Genomic DNA, 13,047 nt, shown 5'->3' on the forward strand with positions numbered 1-13,047 from the left:
AAAGTGTTTTTATTTGAAAAGTGAGGAAAAAATAATGGAAAGTATAGAGACAGAGAGACTATTGTTAGTTCCATTTAAAATAAACTATATTGAAGCAACTTTGTTAGGAAAAGAAACATTACACAATACAACAGGTTATAATGTAAGTAGCGAATGGCCAGGTATTGAGTTTTCATATTATTTACCCTTTGCGCTAGAAGAGCTAAGAAAAAGGCCAGAAATGGAAAAATGGACAAGATTAATTGTTTTAAAAAAAGAGAATAAAATTATTGGAGAAATAAGTATGCAAGGTGATGTAGGAGAAGGTTGGATTCCTGAATTAGGGTATGGAATTGTTGATTCTTACTCAAATCAAGGTTTTGTATCTGAAGCAGTAAAGTCCTTTCTAAATTGGGTAGTAGAAGTAGAAAAACAGTCATTGATTAAGGCTAAAACCTTTTCTAGAAATAAAAAGTCTCAGCATATATTAAAAAATAATGGATTCATTGAAACTGGAGAAGGCATAATTGGAAGAGATGAAAAGGTTATTGAATTCGAGTGGCGAAATAAAAGTGAGTAAGTGAAAGAGGCTCAAAAGAATAGTCAGGAAAGATTTTTCCTTTGATCTTTAGTATGAACATTATCTCAAAAGCTACGAAAAGAACTTTTTTAAAAATGACTTTTTTTTGATAACTTCTTTTTCTATTATTTTATCAGAGTTTGGATATTTTTCTGCAACATCAATGGTGTCAATATTAACGGCTTGTGGGGCAACATAAACTAGACCAATAGTACTTTTTTCAGCATTTTCATCGGTTACAATTCTAAATGAACAGTTCAACTGGTTGCTTAGCTTAATGTAGGGATTTAAATCTTTTATATCAACGGTGCCATTAAATAACAAGGTATTATTTGGATGTTGAGCGATTTCTTTTTTTACTTCTGTTGAATAGTCCATTGAAGATAATTGTTCAATAGTTATCGATAAATAAATGCGTTCTCTTAAACTCCCAAGATATTTTTGACGTTCATCGGGCTTAGTCTGATTAGCTCCATACATACCTTTGTTTAAATAATTTTGCATGTTATCTGAACTCATAAGTTTTCCCTCCTAATAAATTAGTCTTTCTAACATTATAACATATATTAAACCAGTTACATTTCACTATATTATATATAAGAACAGTATCACTACTTTAAAAGGATAGAAAGGATTTAGTCAATGGAAAATCTAGTAATTTTTACTCAAGAAGATTTTGATATTTTTACTATTGAAGGATTAGATTCCAGAATGAGTGAAATTCGAAAAAAAATTCAACCAAAATTCAGAAAAATTGCAACAGCTATTTCAAGAGACTTGAGCCCAATAGTAGACGGTGAAACTTTACCAGTACATATTGCGCAACACCTTAGACGAACTAAAAACCCACCTCAAGATACTTGGTGTGCAATTGGAGGAGATAAGAGAGGGTATAAAAAATATCCTCATTTTCAATTAGGATTGTATCACTCTCATTTATTTATCTGGTTAGCTTTTATAGACAATCCACAATTTGAAAAAGAGATGGCACAAAGTTTTATTGATAATAAAACAATTATTCAGTCTTTATCTTCTGATTTTGTAGTTTCATTTGATCACACAAAAGCAAGTGTACAAATTATTGATGAAGATGAATTAACTAAAGGACTTGTCAGATGGAGAGACAATAAAAAGGGTGAATTTTTAGTTGGAAGACAATTAAATGCTGCTCATTCAGTTTTAAAAGATTCTGAGGCCTTTTATACTTTCGTATTAGAAACTTATGAAACCTTACTACCTATCTATAAACAAGCCTTTCAAGCTTATCCGAGTAAGTTATAATAAAAAAGATAAGAGACCGATTCTACTATAGAATCGGTCTCTTATCTTTTTATGAATGCAACAATCCATTTAATCATATAAAATTAATGCATCATCACCAGATAGTAGAAAAAAAACAGTTGAGTGATGATATTCAAGTGTAATAAATTTATTGGGTACGTCAATTACCGTTTGGTTATACAGAATAAATGACTTTTTAAAAAAATGATGATCAGTAGTTTAAAATCAAAGTAAGCTAATGATATCATCAGGTTGTTTATAGACTTGAAATAATTTATTTAATAATGTAATATCTTCATGAGCAAGTCTAAATAATTCTTTAAAAACCTGTTGAATAGCATCTGATTCGTCTTTTTCTTTGATAGCAAGTAATACCTCACTTTTAAAACTATCTAAACTACTTAGAGTAGAAAGATACTCCTCGATAAAATCTGAAAAGTGATTTTTTCCGTATAATAGATCTTCTTTTAAAAAATGAGAATTTTTAAAACATGATTCAATTACCTCGCCAGGAGTTATATTAGCAGCTTCAGCTAAACGTTTAACTTCATTTCCAAAGCTATCATTTACTTCAATTAACATATTTATCACCTCAAATTAATTATATTGTTATTATAAAGCATCTATAATTATTAAGGTATTAAGTGTTTATGTATTCTGAAAAAAATTAAAAGATTATGTCAAAATTGTGAAATAAAGAATAAAAAGATAATGGCAAGTAATTAATTTAGTTCAAAAAATAGGTTCAATCGTTTAAATTAAAATAGAAATAAGATTCAAAATACTTAAGATAATAAACAAAAAAACACAACTGTGAAAGTTGTGTTTTTTTTTAGAATTAAATTAACGGTTATAGAACTCAACGATAAACGCTTCATCGATTTCAGCGTATAGTTCTTCACGTAAAGGTAGACGATTCAATGAACCTTCTAATTTTTCTCCATCAAAACTAACGAATTCTGGACGGCCAAATAATGATTCAACAGCAGAAGTGATAATTTCCATGTTTTTAGATTTTTCACGAACAGAGATAGCTTGTCCAACAGCAACGCTATAAGATGGGATATCAACACGCTTGCCATCAACAAGGATGTGACCGTGGTTTACTAATTGACGAGCTTGACGACGAGTAGTTGCGAAACCTAAACGGTAAACGACATTATCTAAACGTTGCTCTAGTAAGATCATAAAGTTGTCACCAACTTTACCTTCTTTAATTTTTCCAGCTTTAACAAAAAGATTTTTGAATTGACGTTCATTCATACCGTACATGTTACGTAATTTTTGTTTTTCTTGTAATTGTAAACCGTATTCAGTTAATTTTTTACGGCTATTTGGACCATGAGGACCTGGAGCGTAAGGACGGCGCTCAATTTCTTTACCTGTACCTGAAAGTGAAATACCTAAACGACGTGAAATTTTCCAACTTGGACCTGTATAACGTGACATAATAAAATTCCTCCAATAATGTTTTTTTTGGAGTAAAATAATAAGTTGATAGTTCAATACTCCGTGCAGTTTATTTTTCATTCTTCGCCTTTGCAGCCGCAGGTTACACAAATGAACCACTATTGGCAATAAACTGTTGACGCGAATACCACTTTCACGCTGCATTATTTTACACAAATTCAATTATACAATGGGCAACTCCAAAGAGCAAGCTTTGTTTCTTTTACTGAAGCATAGAGCGGCTATTTTTTTGCAAAATTTCAGCAAATAATTCTAAATAGTGTTGATCTATTTTATCGAATCGATTTGTTATAGGAGCATCAATATCTAAAACACCTATTTTTTCACCATTTATTATAATGGGAATAACGATTTCTGATTTACTTGCAGCATCACAGGCAATGTGCCCTTTAAACTTAGAGACATCTTCGACGACTAAAGATGTATTCTTTTCAAAAGCTGTTCCACAAACCCCAGCACCTATTTTTATTCTTATACAAGCTACTTTACCTTGAAAAGGTCCTAAGACTAATTCATCGGATATTTTTTCGTATAAATAAAATCCAGCCCAGTTAACATCGGGTAAGTTTTCAAATAATAAAGCGGCACTGTTGCTCAAATTAGCAATCAAATTCGTCTCGTCACCTAATACTGCAGAGAGTTGTTTGTTCATTAAACGATAATATGATTCTTTAGACACGAAAATTCCTCCTGTAACAAGTATACTTACTAGATAGGATAAAATAAAAAACCCCTTAAGTAGTGTTAGATTTCATTATATATGTTAATATACATAATAGGTATTTTTATAAGAAAATGCAAACGATGTTGACTATTTTCTTATAATCGATAAATCAACCAATTAATAACAACTATTTTTTTATATGACCATATAAAATTAGCTGGAGGTATCAATAAAAATGAAGCTTGAGTATATTTTAATGACAATAATCTTTTTAGCCCTTATTGCTTATTTGATAAGTTCAATGATGAAAAAAAGCCATTATTCATTAATTGATAAACTAGAGAAACAGAAATTTGAATTAATGGATTTAACTATAACAGATGATTTACTTAGAGCAAAAGAATTAGAATTAACAGGACAGACAGAAAAAAAGTTTATTCAATTGCAATCTGAATGGCAAACAATTGAAACAGCTACTTTTCCAGATTTAGAAAACTATTTATTTGACGCAAAGAAAGCTACCAATCGTTTGCAACTAGTTAAAGCAAAAACAGCAGAACAAAAAGTAGCTATTTTAATAAAAAATATTAAATTAGATAGTAATGACATTCAACTAGCTTTGCGTGAGCTCTTACAAAGTGAAGAACAAAATTTATTAGAAGTTAATAGAATACAAGAAACGTACCAAGAAATCAGAAAGAAATTACTAACACAAAGCTTTTCATTTGGACCAGCATTAGAGAAGTTAGAAAATAAATTGACTCTTTTAGAGGTTGATTTTGATAAGGTTTCAGATTTAACGGCTTCAGGTGACCCTGTTGAAGCTAAAACTATTTTAAATAAAATTGATGCAGATACAAAAGAATTAAATGATAGTATCAAACAAATTCCTAGTATTTTAAAACAGCTGACGAATGAATTCTCAGAACAAATACAAGAATTAAAGCATGGTTACAATGAGCTCATGGAACAACAGTTTCTATTTTTAAATGATACTATCTTAGCAGATATCGATTCTATTGAAGTAAAGTACGAGATTTCTAAAGAGGCGATCACAAGATGTGATGTTGAAGAAGCTAAATTAGTAAATAAAGAAATAGAAGATGAAATTAATCGATTATATGATACTATGGAAGTTGAAATTGAAGCGAAAAATTATATTGTGAAATATCAGCCTATTTTAGATGATTATATCGAATTTGTAATTGAAAAGAATCGTAAGCTGTTGATTGAAATCGATCGTGTAGCTCAAAGTTATGCGTTAACTAATAATGAGCTAAATCAAACTAAAAAAATGCAAGAACAATTGAAAGAAATCCAAGAAAATTTCGATACTTTTACAGATGGCTTAAATAGTCGTCAGGCTATCTTTAGCGCGGTAAGAGAAAGTTATATAGAACATGCAAAAGAACTGGAAGAAATTGAAGGAGAACAAAAAATCATTAATCAATCTTTAATAGAGTTAAGAGAAGAAGAAAAAGAAGTGAAAGATAAAATTGATGATTTTGAATTTAATTTACGTGGAGTAAAACGGTATATTGAGAAACAGCATCTTCCTGGATTATCTACACAATACCTAGATTTTTTCTTTTTAACAACAGAGCGAGTGGAAGAATTATCTAAAGAGCTAAATAAATTAACGATAGATATGAAGGATATCAAACAGTTATGTGATTTATGTGATGATGATGTTGAACTATTAGTCGAAAAAACGGAAGACCTAGTAGATAATGCCTTATTATGTGAATACATGATGCAATATGCTAATCGTTATAGACACACTCATCCAGAGATAGCGAATGCGATAGCGGAGAGTATGCTAACTTTCAATAGTCAATTTGATTACAATAAGGCACTGGAACAGATTTCGACAGCTTTAGAAAAAGTCGAACCTGGTTCATTTGAAAAAATAGAAGCAAATTATTTAGAAGATAAGAAAAAAAAATAGTAAGGAAAACAGCAGAGTCTTTCACTTAAATGAAACCTCTGTTTTGTTTTGTGTTAAATTTAAGAGTGAGAAAGAAAAAAAGAATAATAAAATGGATGAAATAGTTAATAGAAAGTGTGGAAAAAATGATTTATTTTGATAACAGTGCAACAACTAATGTTAACGAAGAGGTGTTGCAAACAATAATAGAGGTAACTAAAAACATTAATGGAAATCCTTCTAGTATGCATGGAATTGGAAGCAGAGCTGATGCGTTAATGCATCAATCGCGTAAGCAGATAGCTTCTTTGCTTACGGTTAGCCCAGAAGAAATTTATTTTACTAGTGGTGGGACAGAAGGAGATAATTGGGCGATTAAAGGGACAGCTATCGAGAAAAGAAATTATGGGAATCACATCATTACAACAACGATAGAACACCCAGCTGTAAGTGAATCCATCTACCAACTAGAACAATTTGGTTTTGAAGTTACCTATCTATCGGTTGATAAAGATGGTATTATTTCTGTTGAAGACCTAGAAAAAGCTATACGAAAAGAGACAATTCTAGTATCTATTATGGCTATAAACAATGAAGTAGGCAGTGTGCAGCCTATCGAGAAAATTGGCGAAATTTTGAAAAAATATCCAACGATTCATTTTCATGTAGATGCCGTTCAAGCTATAGGCAAGATACCTTTACTTCTAGGACCACAATCTCGCATTGATATTGCTGTTTTTTCAAGTCACAAGTTCCATGGACCAAAAGGGACGGGATTTATTTACCTGAAAAAAGGCAGAAAGATAGCTCCTTTAATTAGTGGTGGTGGACAAGAGAATCGGATGCGAAGTGGAACAGAAAATGTTGTCGGTATAGCTGCAACTGGAAAAGCTCTCCGCCTAGCATTAACAGATCCTATTGATAAACAAAAAAAACAAAGAGAAATAAGAGATTATTTAATGGATGAATTGAATAGTTACAAAAAAGTGGTATTATTTTCAACGAAAGCAGGAGCACCTCATATCCTTTGTTTTGCCTTGAAGGGAATTAGAGGAGAAGTTTTACTCCATGCTTTCGAAAATGAATCTATTTATCTATCTACTACTAGTGCTTGCTCTAGTAAGAGTAAAAAGAGCTCCGGTACTCTCTCAGCTATGCATGTACCAGCTACACTTGCCGTAGATGCTGTGCGTGTCAGTTTATCAAGCACAAATACAATAGAAGAAGCAAAAAAATTTTTAAGTGTTTTCAAAATATTATATAAAAAATTTCAATCTATCCATGCTTAAGAAAGAGAAGTGAATGAAGAATGCAATATAATGAAATACTAGTCCGGTATGGAGAATTATCAACTAAAAGAAAAAATAAAAAGAAATTTATTAATAAATTAACTCAGAATGTGAAATTTGCTTTATCTGACTTTGAGCAACTTGAAGTAACAGGCGACAGAGATCGAATGCACCTAAAACTAAATGGTGCTGATAGCACTAGTGTCTTAGAAAGATTGAAACCCATCTTTGGTATTCAGAATTTCTCTCCGGTAATGAGAATCGAAAGAGATATCGAAGAAATGAAAAAAGTAACCGTAAAGATGGTTCAAGAGTTATATACAGAAGGTAAATCATTTAAAATCACAGCACGCCGTTCAGATCATGAATTTAGTTTAGATACAGATCAAATCAATCATTTACTAGGATCTGAAGTTTTAAAGAATATAGAAGACATCACTGTAAAAATGAAAAATCCTGATATTAATATTCGTGTTGAAATTAGAAATGAGGGTATTTTTCTGTCTAGTCAAACAATCTTAGGAGCAGGTGGATTGCCAGTTGGTTCAAGTGGTAAAGGTATCTTAATGCTTTCTGGTGGAATTGACTCACCAGTGGCAGGTTATTTGACGATGAAGCGTGGTGTAGAGATTGAAGCAGTTCATTTTCATAGCCCACCTTACACGAGTTCCAGGTCTTTACAAAAAGCTAAGGACCTAGCCTCTAAAATGGCTGCATTCGCAGGGAATATTGTTTTTATTGAAGTCCCATTTACTGAAATTCAAGAAGAAATAAAAAGATGTGTCCCTGAGGGGTATTCAATGACCGTAACACGACGGATGATGTTACGAATTACAGAACTAATTCGTGAAAAACAAAATGGTTTAGCAATCATTAATGGCGAATCTCTTGGGCAAGTAGCTTCTCAGACTCTACACAGTATGATTGCTATTAATGATGTAACGGTTATACCAATTATCAGGCCAGTCGTATCAATGGATAAAAATGAAATAATTGATTTAGCTCAAAAAATTGGTACATTTGACTTGTCTATTCAACCTTTTGAAGATTGTTGTACGATATTCGCTCCTACTACTCCAAAAACAAGACCTGATTTAGAAAAAAGTAGGCGATATGAAGCAAGACTCAATATAGAAGAATTAATCCAACGTGCAATGGACAATTTAGTTTACTCTGAAATAAAAGTAGGAGATACTTTAGAAAAGCAGCAAGCTGATAAATATTCTTCACTTTTATAAATAGAAAAAGATTCGAAATAGAATGATCTCAGATTGATTAGAGAGCATTCTATTTCTAATTTTTTTTTTATAGTTAGTAGAAAGCGTTTTTATTTTTTTAATGTGATTATTATCACAAAAAGATTGAGTTTTAGTTTTATTGGTGATATGATTTGAAGAAAGAGATAGGCAATTGGAGGATTTCTAATGAAAAGTGAGCAAGAAGAACAATATGTACCTAGAGCAACTGCTAAAAGACTGCCAGTTTATTACCGATGTTTAAAAAAGCTTGCTGATACAGGTGTTAAAAGGATTAAATCACAAGAAATTAGTGAATTAACACAGATACCCTCAGCAACAATTCGTCGTGACTTTTCTCATTTTGGTGAATTAGGTAGAAGCGGATATGGTTACGAAGTTGATTATGTAGTAGGGGTATTTCATGAAATTTTAAATGTGAATAAAATCATAAATATAGCTTTAGTAGGCGTAGGGAATATTGGTAAAGCGTTAATTGCTAATAATTTTCGTAGAGATGATAATATGAAAATAACTTGTGCTTTTGAAAAAAATGAAGAAGAATCTGGGAAAATTTTATCAGGTGTACCTATTTATTCTATTGCCCAAATGAAAAGTGTTTTATCTCGTGAAAATATTCATGTAGCTATTTCTACCGTTCCGAGCGAACACTCTCAAGAATCAATAAATATGCTAGTAGATTCAGGAATCACATCTATTTTAAATTTTGCTCCAGGCAGAGTAGTTGTTCCCTCAACAGTTGATGTTCGTTATATTGATTTGACTGGTGAAATATTAACATTAGTCTATTATGATGGAAAATTGCTTCCACCAATTATAAAAAATAAATAGAGCAAGGGTTGTAGAAAATTTTAAAGGCATAAAGATACACTACCCTTGTTTATTTTTTATGAAAAAGTGTTAAATTGAAAAATTTGCATTTCTCTTTTCAGACAGCGTATACTTAACAGGAAAATACGTTTAGGAATGGGAGCGAATAACAAATGGAATTCACAAAAAAAGGTAAGTTACTTAAAGTAGAAGGTACTCAACCCAACATAGGGGAAATGGCCCCAGATTTTTCTATCAAAAATAAGAATGATGAAAGAGTAACTTTAGAAGATTGTAAGGGAAACATTACTTTAATAAGTGTTGTTCCTGATATTGATACGCGAGTCTGTGCGGTTCAAACAAAAGCTTTCAATAAAGATGTAAGCGAACTTGAAGGAATCAATTTACTAACTATTTCTACAAATACAAAAGACGAGCAAGAAAACTGGTGTGCAGGAGAAGGTATAGATATGGAAATGCTTCGTGATACTGATTTATCTTTTGGTAAAATGTATGGAATAGCTATTCCTGAGTTAACTGTACTGGCTCGTTCAGTATTTATTATTGATGCAGCTGGCAAGTTGATTTATAAAGAGGTAGTATCAGAAATGTCTGATGAGCCGAACTACGATAAAGCGATTGAAAGTGCAAAAGCAGCACGTTAAGTTAGAAAAAGTATTAAAATTAAGATTGAATTAACAGGTTTTCAGTGCTAAAATAGGCTATATAAAAAAGCAATGAACAAGAGAAGTAGTTTTATTACAGGGTTATCCAGAGAAAAGAGCAGATGCTGAGAGTTCTTGACCACAATAAAATGAAAGTAGCTTGGGAGCTAACAAGGTGAACGTATAGTAACTTTGTTCGGGATAACGTTTCGTTAAAGACGTGAAGAGAGGTATATTTCTTATGGGAATGTACAAAATAGGTGGTACCGCGAATTAAAAAGCATTCGTCCTAATACAATTAATTGTATTAAGATGAGTGCTTTTTAATTTTTTATAAACAATAAAAGGAAAAGAGGTTAAAAAATGTCTAAAGAATTAAAAATGCCAACGAAATATCAACCCCAAGAAGTTGAAGCTGGTCGCTATGAGAAATGGCTTGAAAAAGATTTATTTAAACCAAGTGGAGATAAAACAAAAGAAGCTTATTCTGTGGTTATCCCCCCTCCAAATGTTACGGGTAAATTGCATCTAGGGCATGCTTGGGACACAACGTTGCAAGATATTATTATTCGTCAAAAAAGAATGCAAGGCTTCGATACTTTATGGCTACCAGGTATGGATCATGCAGGAATTGCAACACAAGCTAAAGTAGAAGCTAAATTAGCTGAAGAAGGTATTTCACGCTATGACTTAGGACGAGAAAAATTTAACGAGACCGTTTGGGAATGGAAAGAAGAATATGCTGCAGTTATTCGTGAACAATGGGCTAAAGTCGGAATATCTGTCGATTATGGTCGTGAAAGATTTACTTTAGACGAGGGATTATCAGAAGCGGTTAGGAAAGTTTTTGTTGCAATGTACAATAAAGACTTAATTTATCGAGGGGAATACATTATTAACTGGGATCCAAAAGCGAAAACAGCTTTGTCAGATATTGAAGTTATCCATAAAGATGTTGAAGGTGCTTTCTACCATATGACCTATCTATTGGCAGATGGTAGTGGTTCTGTAGAAATTGCTACAACACGTCCCGAAACGATGCTAGGTGATACGGCTGTTGCTGTTCACCCTGAAGATGAACGGTACAAACATTTAATTGGTAAAAAAATTATTTTACCTTTAATGAATCTTGAGATACCTATTATTGCAGATGAGTATGTTGAAATGGATTTTGGGACAGGTGTAGTTAAAATTACTCCTGCACATGATCCTAATGACTTTGCAGTTGGAAATCGACACAATCTGCCGCGCACAAATGTTATGAATCCAGATGGAACAATGAATGATTTAACTGGTAAATATGCAGGAATGGATCGTTTCGAGGCTAGAAAAGCAGTTATCAAAGACTTAGAAATTCAAGGACGATTGGTAAAAATTGAAAAAATGGTTCATAGTGTTGGGCATTCGGAAAGGACGGGCGTCATTGTTGAGCCTCGTTTATCTACTCAGTGGTTCGTCAAAATGGAGCCTCTTGCAAAAGAAGCAATTGATTTACAAAAAACAGAAGATAAAGTTAACTTTGTACCAGAAAGATTTGAAAACACCTATTTAAGCTGGATGGAAAATGTTCATGATTGGGTTATTTCGCGTCAATTATGGTGGGGTCATAGAATACCAGCTTGGTTCCATAAACAAACGGGTGAACTTTATGTAGGGATGCAAGCACCTGAAGATAGTGAAAACTGGGAGCAAGATCCAGATGTCTTAGATACTTGGTTTAGTTCAGCTCTTTGGCCTTTTTCAACCATGGGTTGGCCAGATGAAGATTCAGAAGATTTCAAACGATATTTCCCTAATAATACATTAGTAACAGGTTACGATATTATATTCTTCTGGGTAAGCAGAATGATTTTCCAAAGTCTGGAATTCACTGGCAAAAAACCATTTAATGATGTACTTATTCATGGACTAATTCGAGATGAAGAAGGTCGTAAAATGAGTAAATCCTTAGGCAATGGAATTGATCCGATGGAGGTAGTAGATAAGTACGGTGCAGATGCCTTACGCTGGTTCTTGTCTAATGGTTCAGCGCCTGGCCAAGATGTACGCTTTAGTTACGATAAGATGGATGCTTCTTGGAATTTCATCAACAAAATATGGAATGCAAGTCGCTTTGCATTGATGAATATGGAAGATTTTACGGTTGAACAAATTGATTTAACTGGTAATAAAACAATAGCAGATCGTTGGATTTTAACTAAACTAAATAAAACAATCGAAAAAGTGACTGATTTATTTGAACGTTTTGAGTTTGGAGAAGCTAATCGACACCTTTATCACTTTATTTGGGATGATTTTTGCGACTGGTATATTGAAATGAGTAAAGAAATTTTATTTAATGAAGATGAGGAAGCGAAGCAAACGACAAGAAGTGTTTTAGCTTATGTTTTAGATCAAACACTTCGCTTATTGCATCCAGTGATGCCTTTTGTAACAGAAGAAATATGGGAGAACATTCCACATGTTGGGGAATCATTAGTTGTTGCTGAGTACCCAGTCGTTCGTCCAGAGTTATCAGACGAAGAAGCAACTGAGGGAATGGATGTATTGATGGAATTGATTCGTTCCGTTCGTAATATTCGTTCAGAAGTAAACACACCTCTATCTAAACCGGTTGAATTATTGATTAAAACAAATGATGTTAAAATTGAATCATTTTTGAAAAATAATACTTCTTATATCGAACGTTTCTGTAATCCTGAAAACTTAACTATTTCAAGTACGGTTAAGGCTCCTGAAACAGCTATGAGTGCTGTTATTACAGGTGCTGAAATTTATCTTCCTCTAGCGGGCTTAATTAACATTGATGAAGAGATTGTTCGCTTAGAAAAAGAGTTAGCTAAGTGGTCAGGTGAAGTTAAGCGTGTTAAAGGCAAATTATCTAATGCTAAGTTTGTTGACAATGCACCAATTGCTGTTGTTGAGGCAGAAAAAGTAAAAGAAAAAGAGTATCTTGAAAAACAAACGCTTGTTTTAGAAAGAATTGAAATATTAAAAACTCAAATATAATTAAATAAACTTGAAAAAAATCTTTGCCTTCACTACTATGAAAGGAGGCAAAGATTTTTTACTTTTTATTATACAATACTCTGTAAAAAATGATGACTACAAAAGACGGGGTGTAGC

Annotated in this window: 12 protein-coding genes and 1 other annotated feature; of the genes, 8 read left to right on the forward strand and 4 right to left on the reverse strand. The window is 32.4% G+C overall.

What is annotated here, in order from left to right:
• Positions 1–34 precede the first annotated feature (34 nt).
• Positions 35–559, forward strand: a complete 525-nt coding sequence (locus tag ACMHYH_RS03645; protein WP_414840006.1) for a GNAT family N-acetyltransferase — start codon at positions 35–37, stop codon at positions 557–559.
• A gap of 72 nt (positions 560–631) precedes the next feature.
• Here the strand turns inward: ACMHYH_RS03645 and ACMHYH_RS03650 are convergent, their stop codons facing one another.
• Positions 632–1,078, reverse strand: coding sequence for a YueI family protein (locus ACMHYH_RS03650; protein ID WP_414840007.1), 447 nt, complete (start codon positions 1,076–1,078; stop codon positions 632–634).
• 123 nt (positions 1,079–1,201) lie between these two features.
• Here ACMHYH_RS03650 and ACMHYH_RS03655 point away from each other — a divergent pair, with 123 nt between their 5' ends.
• Positions 1,202–1,840 (forward strand): DUF1054 family protein, encoded by a 639-nt coding sequence (locus ACMHYH_RS03655; protein WP_414840008.1) that lies wholly within the window; start codon positions 1,202–1,204, stop codon positions 1,838–1,840.
• Positions 1,841–2,065: 225 nt separating this feature from the next.
• Here ACMHYH_RS03655 and ACMHYH_RS03660 read toward each other — a convergent pair whose 3' ends face one another.
• The 3 genes from ACMHYH_RS03660 to ACMHYH_RS03670 all read right to left on the reverse strand — a co-directional run bounded on the left by ACMHYH_RS03660 (position 2,066) and on the right by ACMHYH_RS03670 (position 3,989).
• Positions 2,066–2,422, reverse strand: a complete 357-nt coding sequence (locus ACMHYH_RS03660) for a hypothetical protein (RefSeq protein ID WP_414840009.1) — start codon at positions 2,420–2,422, stop codon at positions 2,066–2,068.
• Between the two features lie 261 nt (positions 2,423–2,683).
• On the reverse strand, positions 2,684–3,289 hold the full coding sequence (rpsD, locus tag ACMHYH_RS03665) for a 30S ribosomal protein S4 (RefSeq protein WP_034550697.1): 606 nt from the start codon (positions 3,287–3,289) through the stop codon (positions 2,684–2,686).
• A gap of 223 nt (positions 3,290–3,512) precedes the next feature.
• Positions 3,513–3,989, reverse strand: a complete 477-nt coding sequence (locus ACMHYH_RS03670; protein WP_414840010.1) for a GAF domain-containing protein — start codon at positions 3,987–3,989, stop codon at positions 3,513–3,515.
• 220 nt (positions 3,990–4,209) lie between these two features.
• Between ACMHYH_RS03670 and ACMHYH_RS03675 the strand changes: the two genes are divergently transcribed.
• The 6 genes from ACMHYH_RS03675 (at position 4,210) to ACMHYH_RS03700 (ending at position 12,930) form a co-directional block, all read left to right on the forward strand.
• On the forward strand, positions 4,210–5,922 hold the full coding sequence (locus tag ACMHYH_RS03675) for a septation ring formation regulator EzrA (RefSeq protein ID WP_414840011.1): 1,713 nt from the start codon (positions 4,210–4,212) through the stop codon (positions 5,920–5,922).
• A 125-nt stretch (positions 5,923–6,047) separates the two neighbouring features.
• Complete coding sequence (locus ACMHYH_RS03680; protein ID WP_414840340.1) at positions 6,048–7,190, forward strand: cysteine desulfurase family protein; 1,143 nt, start codon at positions 6,048–6,050, stop codon at positions 7,188–7,190.
• 20 nt (positions 7,191–7,210) lie between these two features.
• The gene (thiI, locus tag ACMHYH_RS03685) at positions 7,211–8,428 is read left to right on the forward strand and encodes a tRNA uracil 4-sulfurtransferase ThiI (RefSeq protein WP_414840012.1); all 1,218 of its coding nucleotides are present in this window, start codon (positions 7,211–7,213) and stop codon (positions 8,426–8,428) included.
• Between the two features lie 186 nt (positions 8,429–8,614).
• A complete protein-coding gene (locus ACMHYH_RS03690; RefSeq protein WP_414840013.1) occupies positions 8,615–9,277 on the forward strand; it encodes a redox-sensing transcriptional repressor Rex in 663 nt (220 codons plus the stop codon).
• A 152-nt stretch (positions 9,278–9,429) separates the two neighbouring features.
• Positions 9,430–9,921: a thiol peroxidase gene (tpx, locus tag ACMHYH_RS03695; protein ID WP_414840014.1), complete on the forward strand. Its 492-nt coding sequence runs from the start codon at positions 9,430–9,432 to the stop codon at positions 9,919–9,921.
• Positions 9,922–9,984: 63 nt separating this feature from the next.
• Positions 9,985–10,216: a binding site (T-box leader), on the forward strand.
• A 68-nt stretch (positions 10,217–10,284) separates the two neighbouring features.
• Positions 10,285–12,930 carry a valine--tRNA ligase gene (locus ACMHYH_RS03700; protein ID WP_414840015.1) on the forward strand — a complete coding sequence of 882 codons (2,646 nt, stop codon included), beginning with the start codon at positions 10,285–10,287 and terminating at the stop codon, positions 12,928–12,930.
• Positions 12,931–13,047: the final 117 nt, after the last annotated feature.

This window comes from Carnobacterium sp. TMP28 (assembly GCF_047553015.1).
Lineage (GTDB): Bacteria > Bacillota > Bacilli > Lactobacillales > Carnobacteriaceae > Carnobacterium_A.

Excerpts from the sequence above, each read along its gene's own strand:
- tpx (WP_414840014.1), top strand. The coding sequence starts at position 9,430 with ATGGAATTCACAAAAAAAGGTAAGTTACTTAAAGTAGAAGGTACTCAA.
- ACMHYH_RS03680 (WP_414840340.1), top strand. The coding sequence starts at position 6,048 with ATGATTTATTTTGATAACAGTGCAACAACTAATGTTAACGAAGAGGTG.
- ACMHYH_RS03675 (WP_414840011.1), top strand. The coding sequence starts at position 4,210 with ATGAAGCTTGAGTATATTTTAATGACAATAATCTTTTTAGCCCTTATT.
- ACMHYH_RS03645 (WP_414840006.1), top strand. The coding sequence starts at position 35 with ATGGAAAGTATAGAGACAGAGAGACTATTGTTAGTTCCATTTAAAATA.
- ACMHYH_RS03700 (WP_414840015.1), top strand. The coding sequence starts at position 10,285 with ATGTCTAAAGAATTAAAAATGCCAACGAAATATCAACCCCAAGAAGTT.
- thiI (WP_414840012.1), top strand. The coding sequence starts at position 7,211 with ATGCAATATAATGAAATACTAGTCCGGTATGGAGAATTATCAACTAAA.
- rpsD (WP_034550697.1), bottom strand. The coding sequence starts at position 3,289 with ATGTCACGTTATACAGGTCCAAGTTGGAAAATTTCACGTCGTTTAGGT.
- ACMHYH_RS03650 (WP_414840007.1), bottom strand. The coding sequence starts at position 1,078 with ATGAGTTCAGATAACATGCAAAATTATTTAAACAAAGGTATGTATGGA.
- ACMHYH_RS03690 (WP_414840013.1), top strand. The coding sequence starts at position 8,615 with ATGAAAAGTGAGCAAGAAGAACAATATGTACCTAGAGCAACTGCTAAA.
- ACMHYH_RS03655 (WP_414840008.1), top strand. The coding sequence starts at position 1,202 with ATGGAAAATCTAGTAATTTTTACTCAAGAAGATTTTGATATTTTTACT.
- ACMHYH_RS03660 (WP_414840009.1), bottom strand. The coding sequence starts at position 2,422 with ATGTTAATTGAAGTAAATGATAGCTTTGGAAATGAAGTTAAACGTTTA.